Below are 17,193 nucleotides of genomic sequence, written 5' to 3' on the forward strand. Positions count from 1 at the left end.
TAGATACTTCAAACAAATCAAACACCTAGCAATACGCTCGGTTTCGACTTGCAACAGGTGTTCCAATTTACTGTTCCAATACTCCCGCGCGGGAGGCTCGCGATGAGCCTCCAGTGGACAAAATACATCACGCGGCGTGGCAATCGATTTCAACTCAGCCTTCCCATCTCCAGCCCAAACTCTACCGCGACGAACTGCGATGGTCGCTCCGAAGCCACGATGAGCAAATCGCCAAGAGGAAAGCATTCCGAGCGAGTTTACTTTTCTGGGAATTGTGTGAAGGCATCAGGGCGACTGATCTTGCTATTTAGCCTCGGATTATGAGCAAGAACCCGTTCCGCTACTTCAAAACCTCGCGTGAGATCATCCAGCTTGGCGTGATGATATATGTCCGATTCCCGCTGTCTCTGCTCAATGTAGAAGACCTCCTCCACGAGCGTGGGATCGAGATTTGCCATGAACGCGTCCGTCTGGGTCGATCGTTTCGGCACCTACTTCGTTCACAAGATCCGAAGGCGGCGATCAGAGTCGATGCGAAGAATCCTCAAAGCAGACTTCGAGAAGGGAAATAAAATGCCCTGAGGGGCTTGGGCGGAGATCACTAATATCAGGGACCGGAGCAGCATGAAGGATCTCGGCATTCAATAGCGAAGTCGAAGTTTTCCAATTCAGAAATCAGTATCGATTGCTCCCAGCCAGGAAGATCGCTGAAACTGTACGAAAATGTTTCATGCAGCGGATAGGGCGATCTATCGAGGGCGGTAGCTCGCAAAGGGGCGCTAATTTTTGTCTTGATAAGAGAAAGGTTATCGACCGACATTTCCTATAGCACCTGACAAGAGGCTACACAGGGCCCTAATTTGTCATGGTATTTACGAAATCTTGCGCGAGGCAATGCGTCATAGGCGTGAGATCATTTTGATTATCGAGAAGAAATCTGCAATAGGCGGGGATGACCTCAATTCCTCCCGTACTGCCCGACGACGAACCTGATCTCTCCGCGAGCAACCCATACGAAACCGAATATGAGATTGGGCAGGACAATGTGGAGGTGATTGGACTGGATGTTCATAACCCGGTCTTCTTTACGAGCGCAGCATTGGTCATCCTGTTTTCGGCCGTCTCATTGATCTTTCCAGAGGCGTCGAGCCTCGCCATGGCCAACGCCAAAACATGGACTCTGCAAAGCGCAGATTGGCTATTTGCCATCACGCCGGTGATCGTCCTTCTGTTCTCGCTCTCACTGGCCATCAGCCCGCTCGGTCGCATACGTCTGGGCGGCCCCACGGCCGTACCTGATTTCAAGATTCACTCATGGGTCGCGATGCTTTTCGCTGCGGGCGTGGGAATCGGCTTCATGTTCTATGGCGCAGCTGAGCCCCTTGCATATTACACGGATTGGGCCGGGACACCGCTAGCCGTCGAGCCCGGAACGCCGGCTGCAGAGCGCCTCGCCTTTAGTGCCACGATATTCCACTGGGGCGTGGCACCTTGGGCCATTTACGCAATCGTTGGCCTTTCATTGGGCTTCTTCGCCCACAACAAAGGGCTTCCGCTAAGTATCCGGTCCGCCTTTTACCCCATACTCGGCGAGCGCGTATGGGGATGGCCTGGCCACATCATTGACCTTTTCGCCGTCGTGTCGACAGTCTTCGGACTCGCGACAACCATCGGCATTGGCGCGACGCAAGCGACGAGCGGACTTGCTTACCTTTTCGGTTTTGAACAGACGCGCTTGATCCAGATTCTTCTCATCCTTGCAATGACAGGCCTCGCCGTCCTGTCCGTGCTTCGAGGCCTGGATGGTGGCGTCAAATTGCTGAGCAATATAAATATGAGCGTAGCTTTCGCATTGCTCATGTTCGTCATTATCGCTGGGCCAACGCTGGTCATATTCACCGGAATTGGGACAAACCTGCTAGATTATATCATCGACACGCCCGCCCTTACCACGTGGGTTGGACGCGAAGATATTGTCTGGTTCCATGACTGGACAATTTTCTACTGGGCCTGGTGGATATCCTGGTCGCCATTCGTGGGCATGTTCATCGCACGCATCTCGCACGGACGCACCGTGCGCGAGTATTTTTCTGTCGTGTTGATTGCACCTTTCACGATCTGCATCATTTGGTTTTCTGCCTTCGGGGAGACCGCTATCGCCCAACATAAGTCCGGCACGGGCGAACTAGCAGGCGACATGACAAGTGCGTCGATCACCTTATTTGAAATGCTTCACGATATGCCCTTTCCGGAAGTCACATCAGGCATCGCCATTCTTCTACTGATCGTCTTTATCGTAACGTCGGCAGACTCCGGCGCGCTGGTCGTCGACACGATCACGAGCGGCGGAAAGACGGATGCGCCGGTCGCCCAACGTGTGTTCTGGGCCTGCATGTTGGGGCTAACAGCTTCCGCCTTGCTGTATGGTGGCGGAACAGACGTGCTGAGATCACTTCAGGCCGGCACGATAACGGCAGCCCTGCCATTCACAGTCATCCTGCTCGCGTGCTGCCTAAGCCTTTATATCGGCATGCGGGATGAGTGGCGAGAAATGCAAAATACCGCATCCGATTTGCCGGAGAGCGATGCCGACTAATCGGTCTTTAAGATACCGCGCTCATTTAGGAACAGGCACTTACGGCTAAGCCTTTTCAGTGGCTGAAGCATCTTCCTTCAACCATCGAAGCAGTGAGCGCACCATAAATACGCCAGCGATTGCTATTGGCAGACCCGCCAGAAGCACGGCCGACTGAACAACCTTCAATCCGCCAATAAACATGAGGCCAACGGGAAGCAGCCCAAGCACGCCCGCCCAGAAAAGCCGATGCCAGCGAGCGGGATCTTCACCAGCATGCAAAGCCTGCGTCGCGGCAGACGCCAGCGTGTAGCTGGCAGAATCATATGTCGTCGCTACAAAGACAGTCGTCACAGCCACAAAGATTGCCAGCGCAACCTTGCCAAGCGGAAGGTGGGCTATGATGGCTGCAATGGCGGCTGGCGCGTCTTCGTGGACCATATCGACAACGGGCAGCGCCCCCGTGAGCTCGAGATGCAACGCGTAATTCCCGAATATGATATAGAAGGTCCACACACCGAGGCTTCCCAACAGGGACATGCCAAGCAGAACTTGCCGAATTGTGCGTCCCTTCGAGATGCGCGTGACGAAAATGCCAACAAAGGGCGCAAACGCAATCCACCAGGCCCAGTAGAAAATCGTCCAGTCCTGCACGAACCCGGTTTTCTCGATCGGGTCGGTATAGGTGATCATGGTGAACATGTTCGACATCATGTGCCCGAGGCTTTCGGTACCCATCGTGAGGATGAAGCCGGTAGGGCCGACGATCAGGATGAATGCCAGGAAGAGCAAGGCTAGCCACAAATTGGTATCGGAGAGACGCTTGATCCCCTTCTCGAGGCCAAGATAGACGGACACCCCGAAGAGGCCGACACAGACCGCAATAACGATCAGGTCCATAGCCGTTGATCGCGCAATGCCCAACAGTTCCGCCATACCGGCAGAAATGACAGGCACGGTGAGGGCAAGTGACGTGCCTGCCCCGCCGATCAGACCGATCATGAAGATCAGGTCGAGAGGCTTTCCCCATGGCGAGGTCGTGCACTTGTCGCCCAATATTGCTGCGCTGAAACGCAGGTACGGCACGCCTTTGTTATAGAAGGCGTAGGCCAGCGCTACCGAGGGAAGGCCGTAAATACACCAAGCGCTGATGCCCCAGTGAAACAGGCCATAGCTCGTCGCCCATCGAATGGCTTCAGCTGACCTAGGCTCAACGCCAAAGGGCGGCGCTTCATAGTAATAGGTCCACTCGATACCAGCCCAGTACAGAAGACCGCCGCCGACGCCTGCCGAGAAGAGCATGGCGACCCAACTCAGTGTCGAGAAGTCCGGGACGTCATCCTTGGCGCCCAGCTTGATATGACCATACGGACCGAATGCGAGATACCCGGCGGCAGCCATCGCACCAATGGCCGCCCACTGATAAATGATGCCGAGATTACTGGCCGTCCAGTCATAGAGTTCAACAATTCCGGGACCTATCGAATTGCTGAACAGGATAAGAGGAATTGAGACTAGCAGCGATGTGGCGACAGCCAGCGCGAAGACGGTCTTGTCGATAGGCTTGCCTGTCATCAATTGCTCCCGTTCAGCGCATCACAAAGCGGCGCCATGAAATCATCTGTAGCGCCCACATGGTCGCCTAGCTCCTGCACAACATTCTGACCGGGCGCATGCACCGGCCACTCCGGCAATCCAGGCCCATTCGGGTTTCCGCTGCGTGCGAAATTGCTCCAGTACGCCATCATAGTCGCCGTCAACTTGCGATCATCTGCATTGGTTGGCAGCCAATCGTCGTGCGTATCGAAGACGTAGGGAATTTCCGCGCCATGATAGACACCATAGGCATCAGCGCCCACCCGCTTGCGTGTAAAGCGATAGAGAAATGAGTCCTTTCCCCGTCCAGCAGCCATGTCCGCTATCCTTCTGGAGGGGCAATGGAACTGCGAAGCCGTGGACAATACATCCGCGATCTCTTGGGCAGATCGATTTTCAAACATGGGAAGGGCCAGAAGCGAGGAGCGAATATATACTGGATAATATGCCAGGCCCTCGGCAAGCATTTCCGCGTCCGATCCACCAATGTACATAAGCATCTCGTTCAGATTGCTACCGACGATGACATCCACATCGTCATGGAAGCGCTCAGTGTCGCTCACCCAATATCCATCCACGACAGGACCGTGGTAATAATCTACCCCCGTCGCATTGTGGAGGTCCACGAGGTCCCGCCACGGAAGCGCGCGCGCGGCCTCAACGCTGGTAATATTTGCCTTGGAGAACATCTCTTTCGCCCGTGCCTGAGCAATGTCAAAAGAAGGCATGTCGCCCGGCCCCAGTGCACCACTTTCCAGAATAGCACGCCGGAATATTCCATCCGCTTGTGGACTTTTTAGCAGGGCATAAATATCAGCAGCGCCGGCCGATTCACCGAATAGCGTGATGTTATCGGAGTCTCCACCGAATGCCGCCGAATTGTCTCGCACCCATTGGACAGCCGCGATGATGTCGGAGATGCCGTAATTTCCTGAAGGCATATCGCCTGCCCCCTCAAATGGAACAGGCAGGAAACCAAGTGAACCCATGCGATAGTTTATGGAAACGACGACAACTCCCTGCCCCGCGAGCCGGGCACCAATATAGTTTGGCTCATATGCCCACCCATTCACATTGCTGCCGCCATGTACCCAGATCATTATAGGCAACGCGGCCGAACCTTCGCGGCTTGGTGTCCATATGTTCAGATAAAGACAATCCTCGTCCATGTTTGTGAGGTCTGGAATAGCCGCGGCGTCATGGCCGAACCCCTCTGCCACCATCCGGTACCATTCGGGATTGCCCTGACTTTGAGGACACGCCGGTCCGTAATGCGAGGTATCAATACTGCCCTGCCTTACTACATGCGGCTCGGCTGGGCGCCAACGCAGGTCACCTACCGGCGCAGCCGCATATGGCACGCCCAGATAAGCCGAGATTCCAGACTCCAACCTGACGCCTACCAGCGTCTCTCCGCCAGCAACCATCGTTGGCGCAGTGTCCGCCGAAAACAGTGACTTCGAGTCCAGGCAACCTGAAAGGCAGGCGACGGCGCCTATCGCCAAAGCTGTGATCAGCTGTGCGCGTTGCCACATCTTGCAAGCCTCCCCATCGGCAAGTCACTTGGATGGACTCGTCCAGAGTCCAGTTTATGCGCCGACAGAACTTTGCGACAAACGAATAAACTTCGCTTGTAGATGAATTTAGCTCATCCCTCTACCACACCGGGCGCAGCCATAGCGGGGTCGATCAAGGGCGCGAGTGTCTCGTCCTCGGCAATCTGATCCTTCAGCCATTCCTGGAACAGGCGGATTTTGCGAATGCTTGCGCGTTCTTTGGGGTAGGTAACAAACCAGTGGCCGATCGTACGCACGCGTCGCTCCGGGAATATATCGACCAGATGCCCAGCCTCGATATCCTCTGCAACATAAGGCTGCATAGCCAAGGCAACACCCATCCCTCTTGAAGCCATTTTCAGAGCGTGATCATAGCTGTCAAAGCGTAACCCGGCATCCGGATCGACATCATCAACCTTGTTGGCCTCAAGCCAGACTAGCCAGTCATTGGCGGACGGGTAAACCTGCAGGATGGGATGATTTGAAAGATCTGAGGGCCATTCAAGTCGTCGACCTTCAAGGTCCGATTTCTCCTTGTAGCGCGGACTGCAAACCGCAAGCATTGTCGGAGAAAAGAGATATTCATAATGTATCCCGCTACGACGGCGCTGGCCTATCATGAGAGCAAGATCTATTCCGTGCTCCGAAAAGTCTGCGTCCATCTGCGAGGAGTTCACCCTAACCTTTATGTCCTGATGCACCTGTTGGAATGTATGCAGTCGTGGCATCAGCCAGCGGACTGCGAATGTCGAATACATCTGAACGGTAAGGATATTCTCTTCCTGGGGACGGAGGAGTTGCTGAGTGCCGTCAGCGATCCGGTCAAATGCCTCCCGTATGATTGGAAAATACTCCGCACCTGCAGGACTCAGCTCAACGGCACGCGGCGTGCGCACAAAAAGCTCAACACCCAACTGCTCTTCAAGATGCTTCACCTGATGAGAGATGGCAGACTGGGAGACGCTCAACTCTTCAGCCGCTTGGCGGAACGAGCCGAGCCTCGCAGCCGCCTCAAATGCTTTTAGGGCGGTAAGGGGAGGAAGCGTTCGTTTCATAAATTGCAATGTGACATGAGATTTTTTCAAGGGCCAGATGCAATTTTACCTTTGTCAGTCAGCGCCATCTCGGCCAGTCTGCCTAGATGACAGACAAATCCTCAGATGTGCGCTTGGCGGAGGCTGACGCCTTGCGGGCCGCTGGCCACCCTGAACTGATCGAGGCCGCAAGCCACATAATGGCTGGCGCGTTTGGCAAAGCAGAACCACTTTGCCGCATCGTCCTCAAACGAGACCCTCTCGATGTGAACGCAATGCGTCTGCTCGCCGAGATCGGCATGGAGGTCGGTCGCCTCGAGGATGCCGAGGCGTTGCTGGAACGAGCCCTTCAACTGGCACCCGACTTTCGCCTGGCGCGCGGAAGCTATGCGAATGCTCTCGGACGTCGGGGCAAATTCGAAGCAGCACTGACTGAACTCGATGCGCTGCTCGCTTCTGAGCCCGCGCAACCCGGCTATCTTGTTCTGAAAGCAAACACACTGGTGCGCATTGGTGATCATACCAGCGCTATCGCCATCTATCGTGACGTACTTGCGCGTGCGCCTGCCACTGCGGGGCTCCAAATGAGCCTCGGGCATAGCTTGAAAACTGTCGGAGACCAAGATGAAGCCATCGCCGCCTATAATGCGGCACGCGCCATGCGGGACGATCTCGGCGATGCCTACTGGAGCCTCGCGAACCTCAAGACCTTTCGTTTCTCGGATGAAGAGATCGATACAATGCGCCGCGTCGCCGCCCGCGAGACGATAGACCGCGAAGACTATTATCATCTCGCATTCGCACTCGGTAAAGCGCTCGAAGACCGGGGAGAATATGAGGAGTCTTTCACTTGGTACCGACGCGGCAACGCCATCAAGCGGCGCCTCGTTGCTTACAATGCCGACGAGAACCAGGCCGACATGGCAAAGCTCTCCGACTATTTTGCAGCGAGTATCTTTGCGTCCAGACAAAATGCCGGCTACCAGAGCCGGGCCCCAATCTTCATCATTGGGCTCCCGCGAGCAGGCTCGACCCTGCTGGAGCAAATCCTGGCCAGCCATAGTCAGGTCGAAGGCACTCAGGAACTACCGGACATCATTTCCATAGCCCGCCGCATCGCGGAGAAGAAACGCGCCGGAGATCAATCGAATTACCCTCTCGGCATAAGCAGCCTGACAGATTCGGACCTCACCGCCCTCGGCGAGGAATACATAGAGCGGACGCGCATCCACAGGACCGACGCGCCCTTCTTCATCGACAAGATGCCAAACAATTTCGCCCATATTGGCCTGATCAAACTGATCCTGCCCAATGCGACGATAATTGATGCACGGCGTCATCCCCTCGCCTGCTGCTTCAGTGGATACAAGCAGCTCTTCGCCAAGGGGCAGCATTTCACATATAATCTGACGGATATCGGTCGCTATTATGCCGATTATGTCAGGTTGATGCGGCACTGGCATCACGTGCTGCCGGGCCATGTCCTTCACATGCAATATGAAAATGTGGTGGCGGACACCGAAACACAGGTCCGGAGGCTTCTGGCGCATTGCGGCCTTCCCTTTGAGGAGGCCTGCCTTCGATTCTATGAGAATCGCCGCGCGGTGAAAACAGCGAGTTCAGAACAGGTGCGCCAGCCGATATTCACGTCCGGACTGGACCAATGGGAAAATTATGAACCATGGCTGAGCCCTCTTAAAACCGCGCTTGGCGAAACACTGCGATCCTACAAGCAATAGAAAATGTTGACCTCATCGCGCGCACATCACTTCTATTCCCCCCTTAGATAAAGTGCATAACAGCCTGAGCCTCGCTTAGCTTCTGCCCATCGCATGAATTGTATTCATGTATTCGTGACAAATCATCTTTTGTCACCGAAGCAGCGTCCCACTAGCCATGGAGGATGGGAGAGCAGCGCTCGCTTCTTGTGCGAAGGCACCCGCACGAGCCGTAAAAAATTGTCAGGCAGGCTCCGTACCGAAATATCGGATGAGCTGCTTCAGGGAGGATAAAAAAGTGTCATACCAAATGTGGAGAAGTCGGCAGCAGCTGCTTGCACAAGCGTCAGCATTCGCGCTCGCCAGCGTGGTTGCAGCAGGCCAAAGCGCCGCACAAGAGGGTACGCCAGACAAGTCTTCGACCATGAAACTGCAAACGGTTACCGTGACAGCGCAGAAGCGGACTGAAAACCTCCAAGACGTTCCCGCCAGCCTTCAGGTGCTTGGCGGCTCCGAACTTGCCTCCCAAGGCGTTACAAACTTTGAAGACTATGTCGCGCTGCTGCCAAGCGTCTCATTCGCTGGCCAGGGGCCTGGCAACTCGCAAGTCTTCATGCGCGGCATCTCCTCCGGCGGCGACGGCAACAAGTCCGGGTCAAGCCCCAGCGTCGCCGTCTATCTCGACGACCAGCCCGTCACCACGATCGGCCGCGTGCTTGATGTGCATATGTACGATATCGCGCGCGTCGAGGCTGTCGCGGGCCCACAAGGCACGCTTTATGGGGCAGGATCCCAGGCCGGGACGCTGAGGATCATCACCCACGCCCCAAGCAGCGCAGGCTTTGAAGCTGGTTATGACTTATCCGTCGGAACGACCAAGGAAGGCAGCGAGAGCTACTCAGTGGAAGGATTCGCAAACCTGCCACTCGGCGAGAAAGCAGCCCTCCGTATCGTCGGATGGCACTCCAAGGATGGCGGCTATATCGACAACGTCCCAGCAACTCAAACATTCACCTACGGCAACATCACTGTCGACAATGCCGCATACGTAGAAGATGATTTCAACACCGAGGAGAATACTGGCGCGCGCGCTGCCCTGAAGATCGACCTCAACGAAAACTGGACTGCCACGGCGAAAGTCATGCATCAGCGCCAGAAGACTAATGGTGTGTGGGATCACGATCCGGAGGATATCGGAGACCTCGAAGTCGCCCGTTTCTTCGATGATAGCGGTCAGGACAAGTTCACTCAGGCCGGCCTCTCTGTCGAAGGCAATGTCGGCGCGCTTCAGCTCACCTATGCCGGCTCCTATCTCGACCGTGAAGTCGAGTATAATGTCGACTATTCTGCCTATGCAGAATATTCCGCCTACATACCTTACTATTCTTGCTACAGCTCAGGCACGCTGGACGAGTCGACCTGTACCGACCCGCGCATCCAGTATGACAGTGACGACAAGCACAAAACGATGACGCACGAACTGCGCATCCAAAACGATGGGTCCGAACGCCTGCGTTTCATTGCGGGCTTGTTCTATCAGGACGCTGAGCACGACTATCTGAACGTCTGGCATATCCCGACGATTCCTGCGTACCGGAGTGTGAATGCCAACCCGCTACTTAGCGGTTATCCTGATGATGCCTACTTCATCACCGATCAGGCTCGCAAGGAAAAGGAAAAGGCGCTCTTTGGTGAAGTTGCCTTCGATTTTACCGAGAAGTTGACCGGGACAATCGGCGCACGCTTCTTTGAGACCGAAAGCGACCTCAAAGGTGCCGTGGGAACACTGTTCTCAGGCAGCCCGCTCGTTGATCTATCGTCCGGCGAAAGTGGCGATGTCTTCAAAGGCAATCTCAGCTACAATTTCACGCCGGACGCTCTGGTGTACGTAACCTATTCCGAAGGCTTCCGCCCTGGCGGCAACAACCGCGCCTCGACGTCCAATATTCCTGCTGTCTACAAATCAGATCTCATCACAAATTATGAGGCAGGCTGGAAGACGACCTTCTGGGACGGACGTGCGCGCTGGAACGGCGCCATCTTCAATATGGACTGGGATGACATCCAAATCACCCGGTTCGATCCTGCAGAATCACCCCTCGGCCTGACAGCCAATGTTGGCACAGCCCGGTCGCGCGGCATCGAGACAGACTTCTCTCTGCTCCTTGCAGGAGGTTTCCAGATCAACGGGGCCGCATCCTGGATCGAGGCAGAACTGACCGAAGACTATATCCGCAACTTGTCTGGGGAGAATGTCGACGCCCCTGCCGGGACTGAGCTTCCCGATATACCTAAACTCAAGTTGGCGCTGACCGGGCGTTACGAGTTCGACTTCATGGGTAATGATGCCTTTGCTCAGGGCAGCTATCGTTATGTTGGCAAGCGCTACAACGACCTCTTCGTCGCAGCGCGCCAGGAACAGGATGCCTATTCCATCGTGAACCTGTCGACCGGAATTGATCGCGACGCCTGGGGTGCAAGCCTCTACGTCACCAACGTTGCGGATGAACGCGCCGAGCTCAATCGCAATGCAGCCACCTATGACGAGCGGATAACGACAAATCGCCCACGAACGATCGGCGTAAGTTTCTACCAGCGCTTCTAAAGCTCCGACCCTATCCTCCCCTGCACTCGAAAAGCGCAGGCGAGACGATCCAACCGACACAGAGTAAACGAAATGGTTTCTGACTCCTCAGGGCTTCTTAAGGGCAAGCGCGTTGTCATTACGGCGGGCGCAAACGGCATAGGACTCGCTATGGCGCGCCACTTTCTCGAACAGGGCGCAACTGTTTGCATCTGTGATGTGGATGGCGCTGCCATATCTCGGCTGAGCGGCAGCTACGCCAGGCTTCATGGATTTGAAGTCGACGTAGCTGATCCAACCGCAGTCGGGGCTTTCTTCAAAGCCGCCGAGCAAACGATGGGCGGACTCGATATACTCGTGAACAATGCAGGTATTGCCGGTCCGACCGCGCTCTGCGAGGACGTAGACATTGAGGATTGGCACCGCACGATAGATGTCGATCTCAACGCCCAGTTCTATTGCGCGAAATACGCTATCCCCCTGCTGAAAGCTTCAGGGGGCGGCTCTATCGTCATGATGGCCTCTAATGCGGCCTTGTTCGGATTCCCGATGCGCTCCCCCTATACGGCAGCCAAATGGGCGCTTGTCGGCCTGACCAAGACGCTGGCCATGGAACTCGGCCCTCATGGCATTCGGGTCAATGCGCTCTGCCCGTGCAGTGTTGAAGGTCCAAGGATAGACGGTGTCATAGAGCGCGAAGCCGCCAAACGCGGCGTGTCACCTCAAAAAATCCGGGAAGACTATCAGCGGCAAAGCTCTCTCAGAACCTTTGTTCGCGCCGATGATGTCGCCGCAATGGCCTTCTTCCTGGTCTCGGATGCCGGCGCGAAAATATCCGGCCAGGCCATCGGTGTGGATGGCCATACAGAGTCGCTGGCCCAACTTTGAACTTTAGGAAATGATGATGAAAGCTGTCTGGTATGAAGCAACGGGCCCTGCTCAAGATGTCCTGCAGTTCGGAGAGATGGCATCGCCCGATGCCGGCCCGGGCGAAGTCCTTGTCAGGATTAAATCGTCTGGGGTGAACCCTTCCGACGTGAAGTCCCGCGCGGGCCTGCGCGGACCCATCCCCTTTGCGCGAGTCATTCCACACTCAGACGGCGCAGGCATAATCGAAGCTGTAGGCGAAGGCGTTGATGCTTCCCGCATAGGCCAACGCGTCTGGATCTGGAATGCCGCCTGGCGCCGCGCTTTCGGGACCTGCGCGGAGCTTCTCGCAACTCCAAGCGCACAAGCCATCCCCTTGCCTGACAATACGGAATTTGACGCCGGCGCTTGTCTCGGAATTCCGGCCAGCACCGCCTATCACGGCGTATTTTCAGATGGCGCGGTCGAAGGCCAGACAATCCTGGTCACAGGCGGCGCGGGCGCTGTCGGTCATTACGCGATACAACTCGCCAAATATGGCGGTGCAAAAGTTATCACGACGGTTAGCGGCGAAGCCAAGGCCGCCCACGCGCGAAGCGCTGGCGCAGATCACGTGATCAATTACAAAACGGAATCTGTGCACGAGAAGATCTCTGACCTGACCCAAGGAGCAGGTGTGGACCGGGTTGTTGAGGTCGAATTTGGCGGCAATCTGTCGGAGGTAGCTCCCGTGCTCAAAGCTGGCGCAGTCATCGCGACCTATGGCTCTATGGCAGACCCAAAACCGGCACTCCCTTTCTATGATCTGATGTTCAAAAATGTCACGCTCAAGATGTATCTCGTGTACCTGCTTAGCGAAGCAGACCGCAAGAAAACCGTTGAGGGCCTCAACATCGCCCTCGCCAGCGGCAAGATATCCCATGCAATCGCCAAACGTATCCCGCTTGAGGACACCGCCAAGGCACATGAGATCGTCGAGGCGGCGAGCGAAATGGGCAACATAATTATCGACATATAGGATATTCATTCGTGCAACTGGTTCCGCTTCTCACATTTCGAAATGAGCTGGCGGCAGTCCAGCCCATCGGTGACACACCCTTCGGACATCGGATTACATACATAATCGGCGAGGGACGGTTCGAAGGCGAACGCCTCCGCGGGCGCATCCTGCCAGGCGGCGGAGACTGGATGATCAAAGGGGCCAATGGTCTCGCAAGACTAGATGTACGCAAAACATTCGCCACCGATGATGACGCGCTCATTCATGTCACCTACACTGGCCTCTACAAATTCAATGACGAGGTCGATGCCCGTCTCGCAGCTGGACACGATTGCGAATTCGGCGAGACGCTGTTTCTCTCTCAGATGCAATTCGAGACAAGCCATCCAGAATATGCCTGGCTCAACGAAACACTAGCAATAGGCGAAGGACGCGAAACCCGGACCGGCGTTGAGTATCGTGTTTTCGCGATCAACCCACTTTTGCAAGTGCCAAAATATAAAGCTCTACATTGAGTTATCTTTATTTCCGCAATGACGATGCTTAGAGATTAGCCGGTGTCGCCCGGCTGCAGAAATGATTGTGCCGATGCACGAAGCGCATCTGGAATGGTAATCGCCTTGCGATCCGTCAGATCGAAATATACCGAAACACTCTCCAGATTTGCCGCAATCCCGCCCTTGGTAAGATTGTGCATTTCATAGATCACAGTAATTGACTTTCCGCCGATCTTGGCAAGGGCCGCCCGCACCTCAAGGAGGTCACCCGCGGCCACTTCATCCTCATACGTAATCGTGTGTTTCACATCCACCCAACCCGGGCCATCAGAGGCCCCCGGCATCCAACCGAAGACCTCATTCAGGAAGTGATAGGACGCATCATCGAACATCGCCACATAGTGGCGTGTCGTCATGTGCCCCATCACATCACACAGCCATGGATGCGCAACGCCCTTGTATGCACTGTACATCATGCTGACGTTCTCGCCAGAGCGGGCTTCGCCTGCTTTGTAAGCCTCAAGGTCTCTCGGGCTTCGGCCGGCGATTGGATGCTCGCCCCCATGTTTTCGAGGATTGAACGCGCCCGCTCCACCAATTGCGGATTCGAAGCAAGCGTGCCCTTTTGAAGATACAGGTTGTCCTCAAGACCAACACGCACATGCCCACCCAGCAGCGCAGCCTGCGCCGCCATTGGCATTTCATCCGGCCCAAGACCAAACCCCGACCAATTTGCGCCGTCAGGAAGGTTGTCGACCATGTTCATGAAGTTGCGTGGCGTCGCTTCGGCAGCCCAGCGAACACCCATGCAGACCTGAAAGAGTGGCGGGGAGTCTAAGAGCCCCTCCTTCTGCAATTGCTTGGCAAACCAGATGTGGCCGAGTTCGAACACTTCCAGCTCGGGCTTCACGCCTACCTTCTGGAGGCGCTTCGCGCCAAGGCGCAGCATGTCTGGCGTTGAGACATACACATAGTTTCCGCCCGGATAATTGAATGATCCGCAATCGAGTGAGCATATCTCCGGCAGCAGGGCCTCGACGTGCGCCATGCGCTCCCTCTGGCCCACAAGGTCTGTGTCATCTGTCAGGTCGAGCGGCTCTGCGTCAGGCCCAAGATACAAATCACCGCCCATGCCAGTTGTCAGGTTGATAACGACATCAGTATCGGCATCCCGGATACGATCAACAACTTCCCGGTAGAGCGACACATCACGGCTCGGCGCGCCAGTTTCTGGATCCCGCACATGAATATGCGCTATGGCAGCGCCTGCCTTTGCCGCTTCGATTGAAGCATGCGCGATCTCTTTTGGCGTGACCGGCACGTGGTGTGAACGATCTGCAGTATCTCCCGACCCCGTAACGGCGCAGGTAATGATGATATTCCGATTCATAAATGCTAATCGACCGCCTGAACGATCGCCTGTATCTCGCCGCTAGTTGTCCTGCGCAAGGATGCTCATGGCAGAAGCTGTTTAAACGTCGCCCGCACGCGCAAAACGCCGAAATTGAATGCGCCGAATTCATGGGCCTGTGCTTGCGCATCAGACGGTGCGGCGCTCTCGGTAAACGGCAGTTGTTAAGTCCTGATTATAGGGGGAATTTCACTATTAAATCAAGTGATTCACGGCAAATTCTGGGTCAGCATTTCGTCGCGCCTACCTTAAAATCAACCTGCCTAAATTGACCCCACGAGATGTTGGTTTTTAGCAGCACTAAGAACAGCAGAGCACGCAAGCCGGATGGCATTTATTGCCCCCGGATTCACTCCACGCGAAGCCCTAGCGGTAAGTGCCGTATCGGCATCTCGCGTCCGACCTGCAATGAAAAGTCTCAAAACGTGCTCGAACACGATAGATGGCGCCGCGATTGAGCCCCCCAGTTCCCTGTAATTATGAAACTTAATTCGCAACGGAGTCCTGCTTTTTGATCATTCAACCTACTAAAAACCTCTTTGCCCGCAGGCTCGCGCACGAAGCCAAATTACCGATCACACTGCTTGCCCCGGCGCCATGTGTTCCCCTTGGTGAGCTTGCGTGTATGATTGCCCAAAATCATTGGGAAGAAACATGCATTACGCCGAATTATTGAAAGCTCGTGAAGAGTTGACTGGGCCAGGTGGCGACTTTGAAATCATAGAAGCCGAGGTACTTGGCAACCGAATCCGGACCTACAAGAATGCCCCTTCCAGTGTTCGAGAATTCTGGCTGTCGACAGCCGAATTCGCTGATCGCCCCTATCTCATCTATGGCGATGAGCGGCTTACATACGCTCAATCACATGAGCAGGTGAACGCCGTCGCTGCCTGGTTGACCGACCAGGGCGTCAAGGCTGGCGACCGTGTGGCCATCGCCATGCGCAACTATCCCGAATGGATGCTCATATACTGGGCTTGCGCCTGCAGTGGCATTGCCGTGGTTGGCATGAATGCCTGGTGGACCGCGGAAGAGATGGCCTATGCACTCACCGATTCGGCGCCGAAGGTTGTCTTTCTAGATGCCGAACGTCTTGATCGCATACGTGAACGACCGGAAGTCGCAAACAAAACCAAGCTAGTCGGTATACGAATTTCTGATGCTGGCGCAGACGTCCCCCCCTGGTCTGAGGTCATCGCGCATGACGGAGCGATGCCGGATATCCCTGTGGACCCAGATTCCGATTGCTGCATTTTCTACACGTCAGGCACCACAGGCCACCCAAAAGGTGCGCAACTCACGCACCGGGGCTGCGTCTCTAACCTATTCAACATGGTCTATGCGGCCACTTCGGCCTCGCTTGCGACACAGCGGGCCACAGGCGTGGCGCCTCCTGAAGATCCGCCTGTCCCCGTGACCCTGATCACGACGCCCCTCTTCCACGTCACCGCCAACAATTGCGGCGCGTACGCGGTCACCGCGGCCGGCGGCACACTCGTGCTGATGTATCGCTGGGATGCGGGCGAAGCGCTCCGCCTCATCGCGCGCGAAGGCGTAACCGCGATGAGCGGCGTGCCCGTCATGGCACGCGAGCTCATCAACCATCCCGACTTTGCCTCAACCGACACATCCAGCCTTACGTCCTTGGCGGGAGGCGGCGCGCAGGTGCCGCCTGACCTAGTCAAAAAGATCGAGTCCCAGGTTGCCACCGCGCGCCCCGGAACGGGCTATGGTATGACCGAAACATGCGGTATCATAACGTCGGTCTCCGGTGACTTCTTCATCGACAAGCCGGACAGCGCTGGCCCCGCCATGCCGAATTTCGAAGCGAAATGCGTCGATGACATGGGCGAGACCGTTCCCCCCGGCAAAACAGGTGAACTCTGGGTCCGCGGGTCCTCAGTCATCAAGGGCTATATCAACCGCCCTGAAGCGACTGCAGATTCCATTACCGATGGATGGCTTCATACAGGTGATGTCGCGCGCATTGACGAAGACGGCTTCATATTCATCGTCGACCGCAAGAAAGACATGGTCCTACGCGGCGGCGAAAACATTTACTGCGCCGAGGTCGAGTCCACGCTCTACACCCACCCTGCCATAGCAGAGTGCTGTGTCTTCGGCGTACCGGACGACCGGTTGGGAGAAGAAGTTGGCGCCGCCATTGTCCTGAATGCAGGGCAGAGCCTCACGGAGGCGGAGCTGCGCGACCATTGCGCTACCGTCATGGCGAAGCACAAGGTCCCCCGTTACATCTGGTTCCTTGATGACGCCCTGCCACGCAACGCGAGCGGTAAGTTCATCAAACGCGAACTGCGTGACCGTCTAAGTTCAGAACTGCAGTCCACCTGATAC

Annotated in this window: 13 protein-coding genes and 1 pseudogene; 8 read left to right on the forward strand and 6 right to left on the reverse strand. The window is 55.8% G+C overall.

Going from position 1 to position 17,193, the window contains the following annotated elements; all coding sequences use genetic code 11:
* Positions 1-257 precede the first annotated feature (257 nt).
* Positions 258-458: a hypothetical protein gene (locus V7651_RS14135; protein WP_335591281.1), complete on the reverse strand. Its 201-nt coding sequence runs from the start codon at positions 456-458 to the stop codon at positions 258-260.
* Between V7651_RS14135 and V7651_RS18715 the strand changes: the two are divergent.
* Both V7651_RS18715 and V7651_RS14140 read left to right on the forward strand, forming a co-directional pair.
* Positions 384-537: pseudogene (locus V7651_RS18715) on the forward strand (IS6 family transposase); the annotation flags it as partial. The gene V7651_RS14135 and the pseudogene V7651_RS18715 sit on opposite strands and share 75 nt — an antisense overlap.
* A gap of 415 nt (positions 538-952) precedes the next feature.
* Positions 953-2,596 (forward strand): BCCT family transporter, encoded by a 1,644-nt coding sequence (locus tag V7651_RS14140; RefSeq protein ID WP_335613516.1) that lies wholly within the window; start codon positions 953-955, stop codon positions 2,594-2,596.
* A 45-nt stretch (positions 2,597-2,641) separates the two neighbouring features.
* On the opposite strand, the gene V7651_RS14145 is transcribed toward V7651_RS14140, so the two are convergent.
* The 3 genes from V7651_RS14145 to gcvA form a co-directional block, all read right to left on the reverse strand.
* The gene (locus V7651_RS14145) at positions 2,642-4,150 is read right to left on the reverse strand and encodes a BCCT family transporter (protein WP_335613517.1); all 1,509 of its coding nucleotides are present in this window, start codon (positions 4,148-4,150) and stop codon (positions 2,642-2,644) included.
* Positions 4,150-5,706, reverse strand: coding sequence for a carboxylesterase/lipase family protein (locus V7651_RS14150; RefSeq protein WP_335613518.1), 1,557 nt, complete (start codon positions 5,704-5,706; stop codon positions 4,150-4,152). Before V7651_RS14150 ends, V7651_RS14145 begins: the two co-directional genes overlap by 1 nt.
* 113 nt (positions 5,707-5,819) lie before the next feature.
* Positions 5,820-6,812, reverse strand: a complete 993-nt coding sequence (gene gcvA / locus V7651_RS14155) for a transcriptional regulator GcvA (RefSeq protein WP_335613519.1) — start codon at positions 6,810-6,812, stop codon at positions 5,820-5,822.
* 56 nt (positions 6,813-6,868) lie between these two features.
* Between gcvA and V7651_RS14160 the strand changes: the two genes are divergently transcribed.
* The 5 genes from V7651_RS14160 (at position 6,869) to V7651_RS14180 (ending at position 13,445) form a co-directional block, all read left to right on the forward strand.
* Positions 6,869-8,500, forward strand: coding sequence for a tetratricopeptide repeat-containing sulfotransferase family protein (locus V7651_RS14160; RefSeq protein WP_335613520.1), 1,632 nt, complete (start codon positions 6,869-6,871; stop codon positions 8,498-8,500).
* A 403-nt stretch (positions 8,501-8,903) separates the two neighbouring features.
* Entirely contained in the window at positions 8,904-11,084 is a 2,181-nt protein-coding gene (locus V7651_RS14165; protein ID WP_335613521.1) for a TonB-dependent receptor, read from the forward strand.
* Between the two features lie 72 nt (positions 11,085-11,156).
* Positions 11,157-11,951 carry an SDR family oxidoreductase gene (locus V7651_RS14170; protein ID WP_335613522.1) on the forward strand — a complete coding sequence of 265 codons (795 nt, stop codon included), beginning with the start codon at positions 11,157-11,159 and terminating at the stop codon, positions 11,949-11,951.
* 10 nt (positions 11,952-11,961) lie between these two features.
* A complete protein-coding gene (locus V7651_RS14175) occupies positions 11,962-12,948 on the forward strand; it encodes an NADPH:quinone reductase (protein ID WP_335613523.1) in 987 nt (328 codons plus the stop codon).
* Positions 12,949-12,959: 11 nt separating this feature from the next.
* A complete protein-coding gene (locus tag V7651_RS14180) occupies positions 12,960-13,445 on the forward strand; it encodes a DUF3237 domain-containing protein (protein WP_335613524.1) in 486 nt (161 codons plus the stop codon).
* Between the two features lie 35 nt (positions 13,446-13,480).
* On the opposite strand, the gene V7651_RS14185 is transcribed toward V7651_RS14180, so the two are convergent.
* Positions 13,481-13,903 (reverse strand): acyl-CoA thioesterase, encoded by a 423-nt coding sequence (locus tag V7651_RS14185; protein WP_206741612.1) that lies wholly within the window; start codon positions 13,901-13,903, stop codon positions 13,481-13,483.
* Positions 13,900-14,817: a beta-keto acid cleavage family enzyme gene (locus V7651_RS14190; protein WP_035541299.1), complete on the reverse strand. Its 918-nt coding sequence runs from the start codon at positions 14,815-14,817 to the stop codon at positions 13,900-13,902. The genes V7651_RS14185 and V7651_RS14190 overlap by 4 nt, the downstream gene beginning before the upstream one ends.
* 675 nt (positions 14,818-15,492) lie before the next feature.
* Here V7651_RS14190 and V7651_RS14195 point away from each other — a divergent pair.
* Positions 15,493-17,190 carry a class I adenylate-forming enzyme family protein gene (locus V7651_RS14195; protein ID WP_335613525.1) on the forward strand — a complete coding sequence of 566 codons (1,698 nt, stop codon included), beginning with the start codon at positions 15,493-15,495 and terminating at the stop codon, positions 17,188-17,190.
* The last annotated feature ends 3 nt before the right edge of the window (positions 17,191-17,193 follow it).

The organism is Hyphomonas oceanitis (assembly GCF_036964545.1).
Taxonomy (GTDB): Bacteria; Pseudomonadota; Alphaproteobacteria; order Caulobacterales; family Hyphomonadaceae; genus Hyphomonas; species Hyphomonas oceanitis.